The organism is Enterobacter sp. CFEC122, from assembly GCF_052983755.1.
The window spans coordinates 49,367-68,369 of the sequence record NZ_JBRIQR010000007.1 but is presented as its reverse complement, the minus strand read 5'-3'; the positions used below and the strand labels follow the sequence as shown (position 1 = coordinate 68,369).

Here is a 19,003-nt window from a genome sequence, read left to right as displayed (position 1 = left end):
TAAAGTGCATTTCTAAATAAATTCTTAAAAGTTGACGTTCGGAACCCGTTTTCTTGCCTGTTTTGGGATTAACTGTTACAAGATTATTAGCCTAAAAAAGGATATCTCCCGTTAAGGATTGATGTTTTTTTTGGGCGATTAACGAAATAGTGCCTGCGTATTTTGAATGCTTCATTTATTTCACCAGCAAAAAATTCTTGCGGTTTTTTGCCTGTAATTCATTGTGTTATAGCGTATTGGTAGCTGGAAGCCAAGGGCGGTAGCGTGCCTGAATCTGTGTGGGTGGGCCATGATTACGTTGTCAACAGTGACTGGCCAAATAGCGTTTTTTTTAGGAATGATGCCACTTATATTTTTATTTAATTAGCTACATTCTTAATGCATTTTAGATTCACACGTATTTAAATTGCACAGGATAATTACTCTGCCAAAGTGATAAATAATCAATGATGAACTCCAAAATGAAATTGATGCCATTATTGGTGTCTGTGACCTTGATGAGCGGTTGCACGGTCTTTCCCGGAAGCAATATGTCTACAATGGGCAAGGATGTGATCAAGCAACAGGATGCCGATTTTGATCTCGACAAAATGGTGAATGTTTATCCACTTACGCCTCGTCTGGTCGAACAATTACGCCCACGTCCAAACGTTGCCCAGCCAAATATGTCACTGGATCAGGAAATTGCTTCCTACCAGTATCGCGTAGGGCCTGGAGACGTCATTAACGTGACCGTCTGGGATCACCCCGAACTGACCACGCCAGCGGGCCAGTACCGCAGCTCAAGCGACACCGGTAACTGGGTGCAGTCAGATGGCACCATGTTCTATCCCTACATTGGTAAAGTCCATGTAGCAGGGAAAACGCTTGCCGAGATCCGCAGTGATATTACCGGCCGCTTAGCGCAGTACATCGCCGATCCGCAGGTGGACGTTAATATCGCCGCATTCCGCTCGCAAAAAGCCTATATCTCCGGCCAGGTGAACAAATCTGGTCAGCAGGCCATCACCAACGTTCCTCTGACCGTGCTGGACGCCATTAACGCCGCAGGCGGGTTAACCGACGGCGCCGACTGGCGCAACGTGGTACTGACCCACAACGGGAAAGAGCAGCGCATTTCGCTGCAGGCGCTGATGCAAAACGGCGATCTGACCCAGAACCGCCTGCTTTATCCGGGCGACATCCTCTATGTACCACGCAATGACGATCTCAAAGTCTTCGTGATGGGTGAAGTGAAGAAACAGAGCACCCTCAAGATGGACTTCAGCGGTATGACGCTGACCGAAGCGCTGGGCAATGCTGAGGGTATCGATCTGACGACCTCTAACGCGACCGGTATCTTCGTGATCCGTCCGCTGAAAGGTGAGGGCAGCGCGAAAGGCAAGATTGCCAACATCTACCAGCTGGATATGTCCGATGCGACCTCTCTGGTGATGGCGACGGAGTTCCGTCTCCAGCCATACGACGTGGTGTATGTCACTACCGCACCGGTTGCCCGCTGGAACCGTCTGATCAACCAGTTGCTGCCAACCATCAGTGGCGTTCGCTACATGACGGATACGGCGCGCGACATTCATACCTGGTAATCCGCGATGTTTAACAAAATTCTGGTGGTATGCGTGGGGAACATTTGCCGTTCCCCTACGGCTGAACGGTTGTTGAAACACTACCAGCCCGAACTGACCGTTGATTCGGCAGGGCTGGGTGCACTGGTCGGTAAAGGTGCCGATGAGCGCGCAATGAGCGTGGCGCGGGACCATCACCTCTCTCTCGACGGGCATGTTGCCCGCCAGGTCACTGGCCGCATGTGCCGTGAGTATGACCTGATTCTGGCGATGGAAAAACGCCATATTCAAGCGCTGTGCGATATCGCTCCGGAGATGCGCGGTAAGGTGATGCTGTTTGGACACTGGGACAATGAACGTGAAATCCCCGATCCATATCGCAAAAGCCATGAGGCTTTCGAGGCGGTTTACACCTTACTTGACCAGTCTGCCCAACAGTGGGCGCAGGCACTGAAAGCTCAGCAGGGATAACAATGACAGAAAAAACAAAACCTTCTGCCGCCCCGACTTCGGGCAGTGATGAAATTGATATTGGGCGCCTGGTTGGCACGGTTATCGAGGCAAAGTGGTGGGTGCTGGGCATTACCGCCGTGTTTGCCGCGGCGGCCGTCGTCTATACGCTGTTCGCCACCCCTATCTACAGCGCCGATGCGCTGGTGCAGATCGAGCAGAATACCGGTAACTCGCTGGTGCAGGACATTGGCTCCGCGCTGGCGAACAAGCCGCCGGCCTCTGACGCTGAAATCCAGCTCATCCAGTCACGTCTGGTGCTGGGTAAAACGGTTCACGACCTTGGGCTCGATATCTCCGTCACCAAAAATACCTTCCCAATCTTTGGTGCGGGCTGGGATCGGCTGATGGGCAGAAGCAACGACACGGTGAAGGTCACTGACTTCGTACTGCCAAAAGGGGCAGCCGATCAGACCTTTACCCTGACGGTGCTTGGCCCGAAACAGTATCAGTTAACCAGCGACGCGGGCTTTAGCGCGCGCGGTGAAGTCGGACAGATGCTGAGCAAAGACGGCGTCAGCATGATGGTCAGTGCGATCAACGCCCAGGAGGGCGGGGAGTTTACCGTCACCAAATTCTCCACGCTGGGGATGATCAACAACCTGCAAAACAACCTGACCGTCACCGAAAACGGTAAGGACACCGGCGTGCTGAGCATGACCTTTACCGGGGAAGATAAGGATCAGATCCGCGACATCCTGAACAGCATTACCCGCAATTACCTTGAGCAGAACGTTGAGCGTAAGTCGGCTGAAGCGGCGAAAAGCCTGGCGTTCCTGTCGAAACAGCTCCCGGAAGTGCGCGCCCGCCTGGATGATGCCGAGAACAAGCTGAACGCCTACCGCCAGGATAAAGACTCTGTCGACCTGCCGCTGGAGGCGAAATCGGTCCTCGATTCGATGGTCAACATTGACGCTCAGCTCAACGAACTGACCTTCAAAGAGGCGGAGATCTCCAAGCTTTACACCAAACGTCACCCGGCTTACCGCACGCTGCTGGAGAAACGCCGCACGCTGGAAGAGGAGAAGGCGAAGCTTAATGACCGTGTGACCGTGATGCCGAAAACGCAGCAGGAGATCGTGCGTCTGACCCGCGACGTGGAGTCAGGACAGCAGGTTTACATGCAGCTGCTGAACAAGCAGCAGGAGCTGAAAATCACCGAGGCAAGCACCGTGGGTGACGTGCGCATCGTCGACCCGGCGATTACCCAGCCTGGCGTGCTGAAGCCGAAGAAAGCGCTGATCATTCTCGGCAGCATTATTCTCGGCCTGATGCTCTCCATCGTTGGCGTGCTGCTGCGTTCGCTGTTCAACCGCGGTATCGAAAGCCCGCAGGTGCTGGAAGAGAACGGTATCAACGTCTATGCCAGCATTCCGCTGTCTGAGTGGCAAAAATCCCGTGACAGCGTCAAAACCATCAAAGGCGTTAAGCGTTACAAACAGAGCCAGCTGCTGGCGGTGGGTAACCCAACCGACCTGGCGATTGAAGCGATACGCAGCCTGCGCACCAGTCTGCACTTCGCCATGATGCAGGCTAAAAACAACGTCCTGATGTTAACCGGCGTCAGCCCGTCAATCGGTAAAACCTTCGTCTGCGCCAACCTGGCGGCGGTCGTTAGCCAGACCAACAAGCGCGTGCTGCTGATCGACTGCGATATGCGCAAGGGCTACACCCACGAGCTGCTGGGCACCAATAACGTCAACGGTCTGTCGGAGATCCTGCTTGGCAAAGGTGACATCAGCCAGAGCGCAAAACCGACTACCGTGCCGAAATTTGACCTGATCCCACGTGGTCAGGTACCGCCTAACCCGTCCGAGCTGCTGATGAGCGAACGCTTTACCGAGCTGGTGGAGTGGGCGAGCAAAAACTACGACCTGGTGCTGATCGATACGCCGCCGATTCTGGCCGTGACCGACGCTGCCGTTGTGGGGCGCCATGCGGGTACGACGCTGATGGTGGCGCGTTACGCGGTGAATACGCTGAAAGAGGTGGAAACCAGCCTGAGCCGCTTCGAGCAGAACGGGATTGAGGTGAAAGGGGTGATCCTGAACTCCATCTTCCGCCGTGCGACCGGGTACCAGGATTACGGGTATTACGAGTACGAATATAAGTCTGACAGCAAATAACAATCCCCCTCACCCTAACCCTCTCCCGAGGGGCGGGGTGAGGGATCAGGGGAAGATCATGACCACACAACGCCCTTTAGTTTCAATCTATATGCCGACATGGAATCGTCAGCAGCTGGCGATCCGCGCAATCAAGTCGGTGTTACGTCAGGATTACGATAACTGGGAGCTGATCATCGTTGATGACTGCTCTTCCTCGTATGAACAGCTGCAAAAATTCGTGACTGACCTCAACGACCCGCGGGTGGTCTATACCCACAACGAGATTAACTCCGGCGCCTGCGCTGTACGAAATCAGGCGATTATGCAGGCCAAAGGTCAGTATCTGACCGGCATCGACGACGATGACGAATGGACGCCGAACCGCCTGTCTATTTTCCTGTCGCATAAAGAGCAGCTGGTCACGCACGCGTTCCTGTATGCCAACGACTATGTCTGTCAGGGCGAGGTGTACTCGCAGCCTGCCAGCCTGCCGCTCTATCCGAAATCACCGTACTCTCGACGCCTGTTCTACAAGCGCAACATCATTGGTAACCAGGTCTTCACCTGGGCGTGGCGCTTCAAGGAGTGCCTGTTCGATACCGAACTGAAGGCCGCGCAGGATTACGACATCTTCCTGCGGATGGTGGTGGAGTATGGCGAGCCGTGGAAAGTGGAAGAGGCCACGCAGATCCTGCACATCAACCACGGGGAGATGCAGATCACCTCGTCGCCGAAGAAGTTCTCGGGCTACTTCCATTTTTACCGCAAGCACAAGGACAAGTTTGACCGTGCCAGCCGTAAATATCAGCTCTTTACCCTCTATCAGATCCGCAATAAGCGCATGAACTGGCGCACGCTGCTGACGCTGTTGTCCATACGTAACGGCAAGCGCCTGGCTGATGGACTTCGGGGGAAATAATGTTTCTGGAAGATTGCCGCGCTAACAGCTGGAGCCTGCGCCCTTGCTGCATGGTTCTGGCGTACCGCATCGCGCATTTTTGCTCGGTGTGGCGTAAGAAAAATATCCTGAACAACATCTGGGCGGCCCCCGTGCTGGTGCTGTACCGCATCATTACCGAATGCTTTTTTGGCTATGAAATTCAGGCTGCTGCCACCATTGGCCGTCGCTTTACCATCCATCACGGCTATGCGGTGGTGATCAACAAGTTCGTGGTCGCCGGGGATGATTTCACCATCCGCCATGGGGTGACCATTGGCAACCGTGGGCCAGACAGCCTGGCCTGCCCGGTCATTGGCAACAACGTCGAGCTGGGCGCGAACGTGGTGATCATTGGCGACATTACGATTGGTAACAACGTCACGATTGGTGCGGGCAGCGTGGTGCTGGACACCATTCCGGATAACGCGCTGGTGGTGGGAGAAAAAGCCCGCGTGAAGGTGATTAAATGAATATTCTGCAATTTAACGTACGCCTCGCAGAAGGCGGAGCAGCAGGGGTGGCGCTGGATCTGCACCAGCGCGCGCTGCAAAAAGGACTTCAGTCTCGTTTTATTTATGGCTATGGCAAGGGCGGCAAGAAAAGCGTCAGTCACGATAACTTCCCGCAGGTGCACAAGCACACGCCGCGCCTGACCTCGATTGCCAATATCGCGCTGTTCCGTCTGTTTAACCGCGATCTGTTTGGCAACCTGAATACGCTTTATCGCACGGTGACCCGCACTACCGGCCCGGTTGTGCTGCATTTTCACGTGCTGCACAGCTACTGGCTCAATCTGGAAGAGGTGGTGGCGTTTTGTCAGAAGGTGCAGGCCCACAAGCCCGACACCCGCTTCGTCTGGACGCTGCACGATCACTGGAGCGTAACCGGCCGTTGCGCGTTTACCGACGGCTGCGAAGGCTGGAAAAACAACTGCCAGAAATGCCCGACGCTGAGCAACTATCCGCCGGTGAAGGTGGATCGCGCGCACAAGCTGGTGGCCGGAAAGCGTCAGCTTTTCCGCGACATGCTCTCGCTCGGGTGTACGTTTATCTCCCCGAGCCAGCACGTGGCCGATGCCTTCAACAGTCTGTACGGGGCAGGGCGCTGCCAGATTATTAACAACGGCATCGACGTGGCGACGGAAGCCATTCTCGCCGACCTGACGCCGGTGGCGCAAACCACGGGCAAACCGAAAATCGCTATCGTTGCGCATGACCTGCGTTACGACGGGAAAACCAACCAGCAGCTGGTGCGCGACATGATGGCGCTGGGTGACAAAATTGAGCTTCACACCTTCGGCAAATTTTCACCGTTCGAAGGGGCTAACGTGGTCAACCACGGGTTTGAAACCGATAAGCGCAAGCTGATGAGCGCGCTGAATGAAATGGATGCGCTGGTGTTCAGCTCCCGCGTGGATAACTACCCGCTGATCCTCTGTGAAGCGCTCTCCATCGGCGTGCCGGTGATTGCCACCCACAGCGATGCGGCACGTGAGGTGCTGGAAAAATCCGGCGGGAAAACTTTTGCGGAGCAGGAGGTTCTGCCGCTGGTGCAATTGCCGAAGGCGCAGATCGCTCAGGCCGTTTTTGGCACCGACCTGGAATCGTTCCGCAACCGCAGCCGCAAGGCCTACAGTGGACAACAGATGCTGGAGGAGTATGTCTCGTTCTATCAGAATCTGTAGTTATCTGCTGCTGCCGCTGATTTACCTGCTGGTCAACGTTAAGATTGCCCAGCTCGGCGAAAGCTTCCCGATAACCATCGTCACCTTCTTGCCCGTTCTGCTTCTGCTGTATGTCGATAAAATCAACCTGAAGAAGCTGATGATTGCCTTAGGGTTGGGTACGGGCCTGACGCTGTTTAACTATATCTTCGGCCAGTCGCTGGATGCCAGTAAATACGTCACCTCGACCATGCTGTTTGTTTATATTGTCATTATTATCGGCATGGTCTGGAGTATTCGCTTTAAAACGATTTCTCCGCACAATTATCGGAAAATCCTCAGGTTCTTTTATATTGCCGTTGCGTTAATTGTTATGCTTGCTGCTATGGAGATGGCGCAAATTATTCTTACCGGCGGCAGCAGCCTGATGGAGATAATTTCGAAATATCTCATTTACAGCAACAGCTATGTATTGAACTTCATCAAGTTCGGCGGGAAGCGTACCACGGCCCTCTATTTTGAACCGGCGTTTTTCGCTTTGGCGTTAATCTCAATTTGGCTCAGCATCAAACAGTTTGGTATCAAAACGCCTAAGACCGATGCTATGATTCTTGCAGGAATCGTTCTGTCTGGATCGTTCTCAGGGGTAATGACATTTATCCTGTTTTACCTGCTGGAATGGGCGTTTCAGTACCTGAACAAAGATGCGATTAAGAAAAAAATGCCGCTGGCGATTATCTCCCTGACGGTATTTATGGTGGGCGTGATATTTGCCTTCCCCTACATCTCAGAACGTCTGGGTGATTTGGGAACGGAAGGATCCTCATCCTATTATCGCATCATTGGACCGCTGGTGATGGTGGGTTATTCCTTAACCCATATTGATGGTGTAGTAAGATTCGGCTCACTTTACGAATATGTTGCATCATTCGGAATCTTTAACGGTGCGGATGTCGGTAAAACCATAGACAATGGTCTGTATCTGTTAATTATTTATTTTTCGTGGTTCGCCGTACTGTTGACGCTGTGGTATCTGTTTAAAGTTTTCAAAATGATGATTAACGCGTTTGGTGATAACCAGAACTTTCGCGTGCAACTTTATCTGTTTACGCCCGTGTCGCTGTTTTTTACCGGGTCAATATTTAGCCCGGAATATGCTTTCTTGATTGTCTGTCCGTTTATTCTGCGCAAGGCGCTTAATATTACGCACGTATGACGAAATGAGGTGATTTATGTTTCTTAGCGTCATTACTGTCGCTTTTCGTAATTACGAAGGGGTGGTAAAAACCTGGCGCTCGCTGCGCAACCTGGCGCGCGATCCAAGCCTCACCTTTGAGTGGATTGTGGTCGACGGCGGCTCGAACGATGGCACGGCAGAGTTTCTGGAAAAACTCAACGGTGAGTTCAACTTACGCTACATCAGCGAGAAAGATAAAGGCATCTACGATGCAATGAACAAAGGCATTAACATGGCGCAAGGCCGTTATGCCATCTTCCTGAATTCGGGTGATATCTTCCATGACGACGTGGCGCTGTTTGCCCGCCAGCTGGCGCGCCAGAAAGAGGACGCCATGTATATTGGCGATGCGCTGCTTGATTTTGGCGACGGACATAAAGTGTGCCGCAGCGCGAAGCCGGGCTGGTATATCTATCACAGCTTACCGGCCAGCCATCAGGCCATTTTCTTCCCGGTAAAAGGTCTGAAAAAACAGCCTTACGATTTGCAGTATAAAGTGTCATCCGATTATGCACTGGCCGCCAGTCTGTATAAGTCAGGTTACCCGTTCCGCCGAATTAAAGGGCTGGTATCTGAGTTTTCAATGGGTGGTGTGTCAACCTCGAATAATCTGGAATTGTGCCAGGATGCCAAAAACGTACAGCGTAAAATATTACGCGTGCCGGGATTCTGGGCGGAATTATCTTATTTTTTACGCGTGCGTACCACGAGTAAAACGAAAGCCTTATATAACAAAGCCTGAATATAAGGAAACGTAATGCAGGATCTGAACGGTTTCTCCGTACCGAAAGGTTTTCGGGGGGCGGGCGGTATTAAAGTGCAGCTATGGTGGGCGGTTCAGTCCACCCTATTTGCCTGGTCACCGCAAATACTGTACCGCTGGCGAGCATTTTTATTGCGTCTGTTTGGCGCAAAAATAGGAAAAAACGTAGTCATTCGTCCTTCGGTGAAAATTACCTATCCCTGGAAATTAACGCTTGGGGATTACGCCTGGGTAGGGGATGAGGCGGTGTTATATACCCTGGGCGAGATTACGATTGGCGCGAATTCGGTGGTTTCACAGAAATGTTATTTGTGCACCGGCAGCCACGACTTTATGAGTCAGCATTTTGATATTACCGCTTCGCCTATTGTGATCGGTGAAAAATGCTGGCTGGCAACGGATGTTTTTGTTGCACCGGGTGTTTCTGTTGGCGATGGCACGGTAGTCGGTGCCCGCAGCAGCGTTTTTAAATCGCTACCGGCAAATAAAATTTGTCGTGGCAACCCCGCAGTGGTGATACGCGAACGCGTTGAAACTGATTAAATTCATAAGTAGAGGAATATAAACATGTCTAAAGTCGCTCTCATCACCGGCGTTACCGGGCAGGATGGTTCTTACCTGGCAGAGTTACTGCTGGAAAAAGGTTATGAAGTACACGGTATTAAACGTCGTGCGTCTTCATTTAACACCGAACGTGTCGATCATATTTATCAGGATCCTCACGCGGCGAACCCGAAATTCCACCTGCACTACGGCGACCTGACCGATACCTCCAACCTGACCCGTATCCTGCAGGAAGTGCAGCCGGATGAAGTGTACAACCTGGGCGCGATGAGTCACGTTGCGGTCTCCTTCGAATCCCCGGAATACACCGCTGACGTGGACGCCATGGGTACCCTGCGTCTGCTGGAAGCGATCCGCTTCCTGGGTCTTGAGAAGAAAACCCGTTTCTACCAGGCATCCACCTCTGAGCTGTACGGCCTGGTGCAGGAAATCCCACAGAAAGAGACCACGCCGTTCTACCCACGTTCTCCGTACGCGGTAGCGAAACTGTACGCCTACTGGATCACCGTGAACTACCGTGAATCCTACGGCATGTACGCCTGTAACGGCATTCTGTTCAACCACGAATCTCCACGTCGCGGCGAAACCTTCGTAACCCGCAAAATCACCCGCGCTATTGCCAACATTGCGCAGGGTCTGGAATCGTGCCTGCACCTCGGCAACATGGACTCCCTGCGTGACTGGGGCCATGCCAAAGACTACGTGAAAATGCAGTGGATGATGCTGCAGCAGGAACAGCCAGAAGACTTCGTGATCGCCACCGGCGTGCAGTACTCCGTTCGTCAGTTCGTCGAAATGGCTGCCGCTCAATTGGGCATCAAGCTGCGCTTCGAAGGCACCGGCGCAGAAGAGAAGGGCATCGTGGTTTCCGTGACCGGCCACGACGCACCGGGCGTGAAGCCAGGCGACGTGATTGTGCAGGTTGACCCACGCTACTTCCGTCCTGCTGAAGTTGAAACCCTGCTGGGCGACCCAACCAAAGCGCACGAGAAGCTGGGCTGGAAACCAGAAACCACTCTGCAGGAGATGGTTTCCGAGATGGTAGCCAAAGATCTTGAAGCAGCGAAAAAACACTCCCTGCTCAAATCTCATGGCTACGAGGTTGCCATCGCGCTGGAGTCCTGAGAATGACAAAACAACGTATTTTTGTCGCCGGTCATCGCGGAATGGTGGGTTCCGCGATTGTTCGCCAGCTCGAACAGCGCGGTGACGTCGAAGTGGTTGTCCGCACGCGCGACGAGCTGAACCTGCTCGACAGCCGTGCGGTACAGGACTTCTTTGCGAACGAACGTATTGACCAGGTGTATCTGGCGGCGGCGAAGGTGGGCGGCATTGTTGCCAACAACACCTACCCGGCGGATTTCATCTACGAGAACATGATGATCGAGAGCAACATCATTCACGCGGCGCATCTGCACAACGTGAACAAGCTGCTGTTCCTCGGCTCATCCTGTATTTACCCGAAAATGGCAAAACAGCCGATCGCTGAAAGCGAGCTGCTGCAGGGCACGCTTGAAGCCACCAACGAGCCGTACGCGATTGCCAAAATTGCCGGGATCAAGCTGTGCGAGTCCTACAACCGTCAGTACAACCGCGACTATCGCTCGGTAATGCCGACCAACCTGTACGGACCGCACGACAACTTCCACCCGAGCAATTCGCACGTGATCCCGGCGCTGCTGCGCCGCTTCCACGAGGCGACCGCGGAGAACGCGCCGGATGTGGTGGTGTGGGGCAGCGGTACGCCGATGCGCGAATTCCTGCACGTGGACGACATGGCTGCGGCCAGCATTCACGTGATGGAGCTGGATCGCGAGGTGTGGCAGGAGAACACCGAGCCGATGCTGTCGCACATCAACGTGGGCACCGGCGTGGACTGCACCATTCGCGAGCTGGCGCAGACCATCGCGCAGGTGGTGGGCTACAAAGGCCGCGTGGTGTTTGACGCCACGAAACCGGACGGCACGCCGCGCAAACTGCTGGACGTGACCCGTCTGCATCAGCTGGGCTGGTATCACGAGGTGTCACTGGAGCAGGGGCTGGCCAGCACCTATCAGTGGTTCCTGGAAAACCAGCACCGCTTCCGGGGGTAACGATGTTTTTAAGTCAGGAAGATTTTGCCACGGTAGTGCGTTCCACTCCGCTCATCTCAATTGATTTGATCGTGGAGAACGAACGCGGCGAGTTCTTGCTGGGGAAACGAACCAACCGTCCTGCACAGGGCTTCTGGTTCGTGCCCGGCGGGCGCGTGCAAAAGGATGAGACGCTGACCGATGCGTTTGAGCGTCTCACTCTGGCGGAACTGGGCCTGCAGTTGCCGATGGCAGCGGGCCGGTTTTACGGGGTCTGGCAGCACTTCTATGACGATAACTTTTCGGGCACCGGGTTCTCCACGCACTACATCGTGCTGGGGTTCCGCCTGAAGGTGAGTGAGGCAGACCTGCGTCTGCCTGATTCTCAGCATGACGACTACCGCTGGCAGACGCTAGAGGCGCTGCTGGCGAGCGACAATGTGCATGACAACAGCCGTGCCTATTTCCTCGCTGAACGTCAGTCCGGGGTGCCGGGCTTATGAAGATCCTCGTATACGGAATCAACTACTCGCCGGAATTAACCGGTATCGGGAAATACACCGGCGAGATGGTCGAGTGGATGGCGAGCCAGGGACATGACGTGCGGGTCATTACCGCGCCGCCGTACTACCCGGAGTGGAAAGTAGGGGAGCGCTACTCCAGCTGGCGCTACCGTCGCGAAGAGGGTGCAGCGACCGTCTGGCGCTGCCCGCTGTATGTGCCTAAGCAGCCCTCGACGCTGAAGCGCTTGATTCATCTCGGCAGCTTTGCCCTGAGCAGCTTCTTCCCGCTGATGGCGCAGCGCCGCTGGAAGCCGGATCGCATTATCGGCGTGGTGCCGACGCTGTTTTGCACGCCGGGCATGCGCCTGCTGGGCAAACTCTCCGGCGCGCGCACCCTGCTGCACATTCAGGATTATGAAGTGGACGCCATGCTGGGCCTGGGGATGGCAGGCAAAAGCAAAGGCGGCAAGGTGGCGAAGCTCGCCAGCGCGTTTGAGCGCAGTGGCTTACACAACGTGGACTACGTCTCAACGATCTCGCGCTCCATGATGAACAAAGCGCAGGAGAAAGGTGTCCCGGCGGAGAAGGTGATCTTCTTCCCGAACTGGTCCGAAGTGGCGCGTTTTCGCGACGTGACTGAGCAAGACGCTCAGGCGCTGCGCGCGCAGCTCGGTTTGCCTGAAGATCAAAAAATCATTCTTTACTCAGGCAATATCGGCGAAAAGCAGGGGCTGGAGAGCGTGATCGAGGCGGCTCAACTGCTGAACGAACATCCATGGATGTTTGTGATTGTCGGGCAGGGCGGTGGAAAAGCGCGGCTGGAAAAAATGGTAAGCGTTCGCGGCCTGACCAACGTGAAATTCTTCCCGCTTCAGTCTTACGAGGCATTGCCTGCGCTGCTGAAGATGGGCGACTGCCATCTGGTGGTGCAAAAGCGCGGCGCGGCGGACGCGGTGCTGCCGTCCAAGCTGACCAACATTCTGGCCGTGGGCGGTAACGCGGTGATTACGGCCGAAGCCGAAACTGAATTAGGCCAGCTGTGTGACAGCTATCCGGGGATTGCGGTGTGCGTAGAGCCGGAATCGGTTCCGGCGCTGGTCACCGGCATTGAACAGGCACTTGCCATGCCAAAAGTGAACACGGTGGCACGTGAATATGCCGAACGCACGCTCGAGAAAGAGAACGTGCTGAGCCAATTTATTGCAGATATACGGGGATAAATCATGAGTCAAACCACTTTGTATCCGGTTGTGATGGCTGGTGGCTCTGGTAGCCGGTTGTGGCCGCTGTCCCGCGTGCTCTATCCAAAACAGTTCCTCTGCCTGAAAGGGGATCTCACCATGCTGCAGACGACGGTAAACCGTCTCCACGGCGTGGAGTGTGAAAGCCCGGTGGTGATCTGTAACGAACAGCACCGCTTTATTGTTGCCGAACAGCTGCGCCAGCTGAACAAACTCACAGAAAATATCATCCTGGAGCCTGCCGGACGCAATACCGCACCGGCTATCGCCCTGGCGGCGCTGGCGGCAAAACGCAGCAGCCCGGACTGTGACCCGCTGATGCTGGTGCTGGCGGCAGACCACGTGATCCAGCAGGAAGAGGCCTTCCGCGACGCGGTGCGTGCGGCCATTCCTTACGCTGAGCGCGGCAAGCTGGTGACCTTCGGCATCGTGCCGGATCTGCCGGAAACCGGCTACGGCTACATTCGTCGCGGCAACGTGATGCCGGGTGAAGGCGACAGCGTGGCGTTTGACGTGGCGCAGTTCGTTGAAAAACCGAATCTGGAAACCGCGCAGGCGTATGTCGCCAGCGGGGAATATTACTGGAACAGCGGGATGTTCCTGTTCCGCGCCGGACGCTATCTGGAAGAGCTGCGCAAATATCGCCCGGATATTCTGAGCGCCTGCGAGAAAGCGATGGCGGTGGTGGATCCGGATCTTGACTTCATCCGCGTGGATGAAGAGGCCTTCCTCGCCTGTCCGGAAGAGTCCATTGACTATGCGGTAATGGAACGCACGGCTGACGCCGTCGTGGTGCCGATGGATGCGGGCTGGAGCGATGTCGGCTCCTGGTCTTCCCTGTGGGAGATCAGCGCCCATACCCCGGAGGGTAACGTCCATCACGGTGATGTCATTAGCCATAAGACGGAAAACAGCTACGTCTACGCCGAGTCCGGCCTGGTCACCACGGTTGGGGTAAAAGATCTTGTTGTGGTTCAGACCAAAGACGCCGTGCTGATTGCCGACCGTAACGCCGTGCAGGACGTTAAAAAAGTGGTGGAGAAGATCAAGGCGGACGGACGCCACGAGCACCACATTCATCGCGAAGTCTACCGTCCGTGGGGCAAATATGACTCCATTGACGCCGGTGACCGCTATCAGGTGAAACGCATCACCGTGAAGCCGGGCGAGGGGCTGTCGGTGCAGATGCACCATCACCGCGCCGAGCACTGGGTGGTGGTCGCGGGTACCGCCAAAGTCACCATCGACGGTGAAGTGAAACTGCTGGGTGAAAACGAGTCCATCTATATTCCGCTGGGGGCGACGCACTGTCTGGAGAACCCGGGGAAAATTCCTCTCGACTTAATTGAGGTGCGCTCCGGCTCGTATCTGGAAGAGGACGATATCGTGCGCTTCCAGGACCGCTACGGGCGAGTGTAGCTCTCTGCATCATGCCCGGTGGCGCTGCGCTTACCGGGCCTACGAATGACAAAAAATTAATTTGGCCATTTAGTGGTCAGGACCGACTGTTGCCTGAAAAAGGGGTCATCATGGATAAATTAACCTGTTTTAAAGCCTACGATATTCGCGGCAAGCTGGGCGAAGAGCTGAATGAAGACATTTCGTGGCGCATTGGCCGCGCGTACGGCGAATACTTAAAACCGCAGACCATCGTGCTGGGCGGCGACGTGCGTCTGACCAGTGAATCCCTCAAGCTGGCGCTGGCGAAAGGGCTGCAGGACGCGGGCGTGGACGTGCTGGACATCGGTCTTTCCGGAACCGAAGAGATTTACTTTGCCACCTTCCACCTGGGCGTGGACGGCGGTATTGAAGTGACGGCCAGCCACAATCCGATGGATTACAACGGCATGAAGCTGGTGCGCAAGGGCGCCCGTCCTATCAGCGGCGACACCGGCCTGCGCGACGTGCAGCGTCTGGCGGAAGCCAACGATTTCCCGCCGGTGAACGAGGCGAAGCGCGGCAGCTACAAAAAAATCAACCTGCAGAAAGAGTACATCGACCACCTGCTGGGCTACATCAACGTGGCAAACCTGAAGCCGCTGAAGCTGGTGATTAACTCCGGCAACGGCGCGGCTGGCCCGGTGGTCGATGCCCTTGAAGCGCGCTTTAAAGCACTGAACGTGCCGGTGACCTTCGTCAAAGTGCACAACACCCCGGACGGCAACTTCCCGAACGGTATTCCTAACCCGCTGCTGCCGGAGTGCCGCGACGACACCCGCAACGCGGTGATTGAACACGGCGCGGACATGGGTATCGCCTTTGACGGCGATTTTGACCGCTGCTTCCTGTTCGACGAGAAAGGGCAGTTCATCGAGGGCTACTACATTGTCGGCCTGCTGGCGGAAGCGTTCCTCGAGAAAAACCCTGGCGCGAAGATCATTCATGACCCGCGCCTCTCCTGGAACACCGTCGACGTGGTTTCTGCCGCAGGCGGCACGCCGGTGATGTCCAAAACCGGTCACGCCTTCATCAAAGAGCGCATGCGCGAAGAAGACGCCATCTACGGCGGCGAGATGAGCGCCCACCACTACTTCCGCGACTTTGCCTACTGCGACAGCGGGATGATCCCGTGGCTGCTGGTGACTGAACTGCTGTGCCTGAAGGGGAAAACCCTGGGCGAGCTGGTGCGCGACCGTATGGCGGCGTTCCCGGCGAGCGGAGAGATCAACAGCAAGCTGGCACAGCCTGCCGAGGCGATTGCCCGCGTGGAGCGGCACTTTGCCATCCACGCGCTGGAAATTGACCGTACCGACGGCATCAGCATGGCGTTCCCGCAGTGGCGCTTTAACCTGCGCTCGTCCAATACCGAGCCGGTGGTGCGCCTGAACGTGGAGTCCCGCGCTGACACCGCGCTCATGGAAGCCCGAACGAAGGACATTCTGGCGCTGTTGAATCAGTAATAACTGCCCCTCCCGGTGGGAGGGGGAACCGAATACAGGAACAACGATGACGAATCTAAAAAAACGCGAACGAGCGAGAACGAATGCATCGTTAATCTCTATGGTGCAGCGTTTTTCTGATATCACCATCATGGTCGGTGGATTGTGGGCGGTGTGTCGGATCAGCGGGCTGCCGTTCTTATATATGCATCTGCTGATGGCCCTGATTGCGCTGGTCGTGTTTCAAATGATCGGCGGTATGACCGATTTCTACCGCTCGTGGCGCGGCGTCAAAATGACCACTGAACTGATGCTGCTGCTGCAGAACTGGACCCTGAGCCTGATCTTCAGCGCAGGCCTGGTGGCATTTAGCCATGATTTTGATAATCGCCTCGTGACCTATCTGAGCTGGTATCTGTTGACCAGCGTCGGCATGGTGGTGTGCCGTTCCCTGATCCGCTTTGGCGCGGGTTGGCTGCGCAACCGGGGCTATAACCGTCGCTTCGTGGCGGTGGCAGGCGATCTGCCGGTTGGGAAAGTGCTGCTCGACAGCTTCCGCAAAGAGCCATGGTTAGGCTTTGAAGTGGTCGGGATTTATCACGACGCAAAGCCTGGCGGCGTGCCTGCCGACTGGGCGGGCAACTACGATCAGCTGATTGACGATGCCAAAGCCGGCAAAATTCACAACGTCTACATCGCCATGCAGATGAAAGACGAATCCCGCATTAAGCAGCTGATGCGCGAGCTGGCGGATACCACCTGTTCAGTGATCCTGATCCCGGACGTGTTTACCTTCAACATTCTTCACTCCCGTATTGAAGAGGTGAACGGGGTGCCGGTCGTACCGCTGTACGACACGCCGCTGTCCGGTATTAACCGCGTGCTGAAGCGTCTGGAAGATATCGTGCTCTCTTCGCTGATTTTGCTGCTCATCTCCCCGGTGCTGTGCTGCATTGCCCTCGCGGTGAAGCTGAGCTCGCCAGGACCGGTTATCTTCCGTCAGACCCGCTACGGCATGGACGGTAAGCCGATTATGGTGTGGAAATTCCGCTCCATGAAGGTGATGGAGAACGACAAGGTCGTGACCCAGGCCACGCAGAACGATCCGCGCGTCACCCGCGTGGGGAACTTCCTGCGCCGCACCTCGCTGGACGAGCTGCCGCAGTTTATCAACGTCTTTACCGGCGGGATGTCGATTGTTGGCCCGCGTCCGCACGCGGTGGCGCACAACGAGCAGTACCGCTCGCTGATTGAAGGCTACATGCTGCGACATAAGGTGAAGCCGGGCATCACCGGCTGGGCGCAAATCAACGGCTGGCGCGGCGAAACCGACACGCTGGAAAAAATGGAAAAACGCATCGAGTTCGATCTGGAGTACATCCGCGAGTGGAGCCTCTGGTTCGATATCAAGATTGTTTTTCTAACCATTTTCAAAGGTTTCGTGAACAAAGCGGCGTACTAAGATGAGCTTACGTGAAAAAACCATCAGCGGCGCCAAGTGGTCAGCGATGGCGACCATCGTCATCATTGGCCTCGGCCTGGTGCAGATGACGGTGCTGGCGCGCATTATCGATAATCACCAGTTCGGCCTGTTGACTGTCTCGCTGGTGATTATTGCGCTGGCCGATACGCTGTCTGACTTTGGTATCGCCAACTCGATTATCCAGCGCAAAGAGATCAGCCATCTTGAGCTGACCACGCTCTACTGGCTGAACGTGGGGCTGGGGATTTTCGTGTTTGTGCTGGTGTTCCTGCTGAGCGATACCATCGCCAGCGTGCTGCACAACCCGGATCTCGCCCCGCTGATGCGTACGCTGTCGTTTGCATTCGTGGTGATCCCCCACGGGCAACAGTTCCGCGCGCTGATGCAGAAAGAGCTGGAGTTCAATAAGATCGGCATGATCGAGACCAGCGCCGTGCTGGCGGGCTTTACCTTTACCGTCGTGAGCGCCCATTTCTGGCCGCTGGCGATGACCGCCATCCTCGGTTACCTGGTGAACTCTGCCGTGCGCACGCTGCTGTTCGGCTACTTTGGGCGTAAAATTTACCGCCCGGGACTGCATTTCTCTCTTGCGTCCGTCTCGTCCAACCTGCGCTTTGGCGCGTGGCTGACGGCGGACAGCATTATCAACTACGTGAACACCAACCTTTCGACGCTGGTGCTGGCACGTATTCTCGGCGCGAGCGTGGCGGGGGGCTACAACCTGGCCTACAACGTCGCGGTGGTGCCGCCGATGAAGCTGAACCCAATAATCACCCGCGTGCTGTTCCCGGCGTTTGCCAAGATTCAGGACGACACCGAAAAGCTGCGCATTAACTTTTACAAGCTGCTTTCGGTAGTGGGGATCATCAACTTCCCGGTGCTGCTGGGGCTGATGGTGGTGTCCAGCAACTTCGTACCGCTGGTGTTTGGTGAGAAATGGAACGGCATCATCCCGATCCTGCAGCTGCTGTGCGTGGTAGGGCTGTTGCGCTCCGTGGGGAACCCGATTGGGTCCCTGCTGATGGCAAAAGCGCGCGTGGACATCAGCTTTAAGTTCAACGTGTTCAAAACCTTCCTGTTTATTCCGGCAATTATCGTCGGCGGGCACATGGCGGGCGCTATTGGCGTCACGCTGGGCTTCCTGCTGGTGCAGATCGTCAATACCGTTCTGAGCTACTTCATCATGATTAAACCGGTGCTGGGCTCAAGCTACCGTCAGTACATCCTGAGCCTGTGGCTGCCGTTCTATCTCTCATTGCCGACCCTGGCGGTGAGCTACGGCCTGGGCATTATCCTCAGCGGGCATCTGCCGCTGGCCGCGCTGCTGGCGGTGCAGGTTGCCGCGGGGGCGCTGGCATTTGGCGTGATGATCGTGCTGTCGCGCAATGCGCTGGTCGTTGAGATGAAGCGCCAGTTTTGCCGTAACGAAAAAATGAAAACGCTGCTTCGCGCAGGCTAGTTATTTAAGAGGCCAT

General features: G+C 55.5%; 17 protein-coding genes. All 17 read left to right on the top strand.

Annotated features, from left to right (window positions below):
• The first annotated feature begins 446 nt into the window (after window positions 1–446).
• The 17 genes from ACVCAM_RS07055 (at window position 447) to wzxC (ending at window position 18,987) form a co-directional block, all read left to right on the top strand.
• The gene (locus tag ACVCAM_RS07055) at window positions 447–1,586 is read left to right on the top strand and encodes a polysaccharide export protein (protein WP_008499413.1); all 1,140 of its coding nucleotides are present in this window, start codon (window positions 447–449) and stop codon (window positions 1,584–1,586) included.
• Between the two features lie 6 nt (window positions 1,587–1,592).
• Entirely contained in the window at window positions 1,593–2,036 is a 444-nt protein-coding gene (gene wzb, locus ACVCAM_RS07050; RefSeq protein ID WP_021241460.1) for a low molecular weight protein-tyrosine-phosphatase Wzb, read from the top strand.
• Window positions 2,037–2,038: 2 nt separating this feature from the next.
• Window positions 2,039–4,201, top strand: a complete 2,163-nt coding sequence (gene wzc / locus ACVCAM_RS07045) for a tyrosine-protein kinase Wzc (protein ID WP_447093558.1) — start codon at window positions 2,039–2,041, stop codon at window positions 4,199–4,201.
• Window positions 4,202–4,259: 58 nt separating this feature from the next.
• A complete protein-coding gene (gene wcaA, locus ACVCAM_RS07040) occupies window positions 4,260–5,102 on the top strand; it encodes a colanic acid biosynthesis glycosyltransferase WcaA (protein WP_021241458.1) in 843 nt (280 codons plus the stop codon).
• Complete coding sequence (wcaB, locus tag ACVCAM_RS07035) at window positions 5,102–5,593, top strand: colanic acid biosynthesis acetyltransferase WcaB (protein ID WP_008499417.1); 492 nt, start codon at window positions 5,102–5,104, stop codon at window positions 5,591–5,593. Before wcaA ends, wcaB begins: the two co-directional genes overlap by 1 nt.
• Window positions 5,590–6,807: a colanic acid biosynthesis glycosyltransferase WcaC gene (wcaC, locus tag ACVCAM_RS07030; protein ID WP_023293848.1), complete on the top strand. Its 1,218-nt coding sequence runs from the start codon at window positions 5,590–5,592 to the stop codon at window positions 6,805–6,807. Before wcaB ends, wcaC begins: the two co-directional genes overlap by 4 nt.
• On the top strand, window positions 6,782–8,002 hold the full coding sequence (gene wcaD, locus ACVCAM_RS07025) for a colanic acid polymerase WcaD (RefSeq protein ID WP_025913250.1): 1,221 nt from the start codon (window positions 6,782–6,784) through the stop codon (window positions 8,000–8,002). Before wcaC ends, wcaD begins: the two co-directional genes overlap by 26 nt.
• Window positions 8,003–8,018: 16 nt before the next feature.
• Window positions 8,019–8,765, top strand: coding sequence for a colanic acid biosynthesis glycosyltransferase WcaE (wcaE, locus tag ACVCAM_RS07020; protein ID WP_008499420.1), 747 nt, complete (start codon window positions 8,019–8,021; stop codon window positions 8,763–8,765).
• Window positions 8,766–8,780: 15 nt separating this feature from the next.
• Entirely contained in the window at window positions 8,781–9,329 is a 549-nt protein-coding gene (gene wcaF / locus ACVCAM_RS07015; protein WP_025913252.1) for a colanic acid biosynthesis acetyltransferase WcaF, read from the top strand.
• 24 nt (window positions 9,330–9,353) lie between these two features.
• Window positions 9,354–10,475 carry a GDP-mannose 4,6-dehydratase gene (gmd, locus tag ACVCAM_RS07010; RefSeq protein ID WP_407223505.1) on the top strand — a complete coding sequence of 374 codons (1,122 nt, stop codon included), beginning with the start codon at window positions 9,354–9,356 and terminating at the stop codon, window positions 10,473–10,475.
• Between the two features lie 2 nt (window positions 10,476–10,477).
• Window positions 10,478–11,443: a GDP-L-fucose synthase gene (gene fcl / locus ACVCAM_RS07005; protein WP_013097874.1), complete on the top strand. Its 966-nt coding sequence runs from the start codon at window positions 10,478–10,480 to the stop codon at window positions 11,441–11,443.
• A 2-nt stretch (window positions 11,444–11,445) separates the two neighbouring features.
• Window positions 11,446–11,925 carry a GDP-mannose mannosyl hydrolase gene (locus ACVCAM_RS07000; RefSeq protein ID WP_025913257.1) on the top strand — a complete coding sequence of 160 codons (480 nt, stop codon included), beginning with the start codon at window positions 11,446–11,448 and terminating at the stop codon, window positions 11,923–11,925.
• A complete protein-coding gene (gene wcaI, locus ACVCAM_RS06995; RefSeq protein WP_032652672.1) occupies window positions 11,922–13,145 on the top strand; it encodes a colanic acid biosynthesis fucosyltransferase WcaI in 1,224 nt (407 codons plus the stop codon). Before ACVCAM_RS07000 ends, wcaI begins: the two co-directional genes overlap by 4 nt.
• 3 nt (window positions 13,146–13,148) lie before the next feature.
• The gene (gene cpsB / locus ACVCAM_RS06990; protein ID WP_025913261.1) at window positions 13,149–14,585 is read left to right on the top strand and encodes a mannose-1-phosphate guanyltransferase; all 1,437 of its coding nucleotides are present in this window, start codon (window positions 13,149–13,151) and stop codon (window positions 14,583–14,585) included.
• A 110-nt stretch (window positions 14,586–14,695) separates the two neighbouring features.
• Entirely contained in the window at window positions 14,696–16,066 is a 1,371-nt protein-coding gene (gene cpsG, locus ACVCAM_RS06985; protein WP_447093557.1) for a colanic acid biosynthesis phosphomannomutase CpsG, read from the top strand.
• Window positions 16,067–16,112: 46 nt separating this feature from the next.
• Entirely contained in the window at window positions 16,113–17,507 is a 1,395-nt protein-coding gene (gene wcaJ, locus ACVCAM_RS06980) for an undecaprenyl-phosphate glucose phosphotransferase (protein ID WP_008499429.1), read from the top strand.
• 1 nt (window position 17,508) lies between these two features.
• Entirely contained in the window at window positions 17,509–18,987 is a 1,479-nt protein-coding gene (wzxC, locus tag ACVCAM_RS06975) for a colanic acid undecaprenyl disphosphate flippase WzxC (RefSeq protein ID WP_025913264.1), read from the top strand.
• Window positions 18,988–19,003 lie beyond the last annotated feature (16 nt).

What these genes read in the sequence shown, in the direction of transcription:
- ACVCAM_RS07055 (WP_008499413.1), top strand. Translation starts at nt 447, where the DNA reads ATGATGAACTCCAAAATGAAATTGATGCCATTATTGGTGTCTGTGACC.
- wzb (WP_021241460.1), top strand. Translation starts at nt 1,593, where the DNA reads ATGTTTAACAAAATTCTGGTGGTATGCGTGGGGAACATTTGCCGTTCC.
- wzc (WP_447093558.1), top strand. Translation starts at nt 2,039, where the DNA reads ATGACAGAAAAAACAAAACCTTCTGCCGCCCCGACTTCGGGCAGTGAT.
- wcaA (WP_021241458.1), top strand. Translation starts at nt 4,260, where the DNA reads ATGACCACACAACGCCCTTTAGTTTCAATCTATATGCCGACATGGAAT.
- wcaB (WP_008499417.1), top strand. Translation starts at nt 5,102, where the DNA reads ATGTTTCTGGAAGATTGCCGCGCTAACAGCTGGAGCCTGCGCCCTTGC.
- wcaC (WP_023293848.1), top strand. Translation starts at nt 5,590, where the DNA reads ATGAATATTCTGCAATTTAACGTACGCCTCGCAGAAGGCGGAGCAGCA.
- wcaD (WP_025913250.1), top strand. Translation starts at nt 6,782, where the DNA reads ATGTCTCGTTCTATCAGAATCTGTAGTTATCTGCTGCTGCCGCTGATT.
- wcaE (WP_008499420.1), top strand. Translation starts at nt 8,019, where the DNA reads ATGTTTCTTAGCGTCATTACTGTCGCTTTTCGTAATTACGAAGGGGTG.
- wcaF (WP_025913252.1), top strand. Translation starts at nt 8,781, where the DNA reads ATGCAGGATCTGAACGGTTTCTCCGTACCGAAAGGTTTTCGGGGGGCG.
- gmd (WP_407223505.1), top strand. Translation starts at nt 9,354, where the DNA reads ATGTCTAAAGTCGCTCTCATCACCGGCGTTACCGGGCAGGATGGTTCT.
- fcl (WP_013097874.1), top strand. Translation starts at nt 10,478, where the DNA reads ATGACAAAACAACGTATTTTTGTCGCCGGTCATCGCGGAATGGTGGGT.
- ACVCAM_RS07000 (WP_025913257.1), top strand. Translation starts at nt 11,446, where the DNA reads ATGTTTTTAAGTCAGGAAGATTTTGCCACGGTAGTGCGTTCCACTCCG.
- wcaI (WP_032652672.1), top strand. Translation starts at nt 11,922, where the DNA reads ATGAAGATCCTCGTATACGGAATCAACTACTCGCCGGAATTAACCGGT.
- cpsB (WP_025913261.1), top strand. Translation starts at nt 13,149, where the DNA reads ATGAGTCAAACCACTTTGTATCCGGTTGTGATGGCTGGTGGCTCTGGT.
- cpsG (WP_447093557.1), top strand. Translation starts at nt 14,696, where the DNA reads ATGGATAAATTAACCTGTTTTAAAGCCTACGATATTCGCGGCAAGCTG.
- wcaJ (WP_008499429.1), top strand. Translation starts at nt 16,113, where the DNA reads ATGACGAATCTAAAAAAACGCGAACGAGCGAGAACGAATGCATCGTTA.
- wzxC (WP_025913264.1), top strand. Translation starts at nt 17,509, where the DNA reads ATGAGCTTACGTGAAAAAACCATCAGCGGCGCCAAGTGGTCAGCGATG.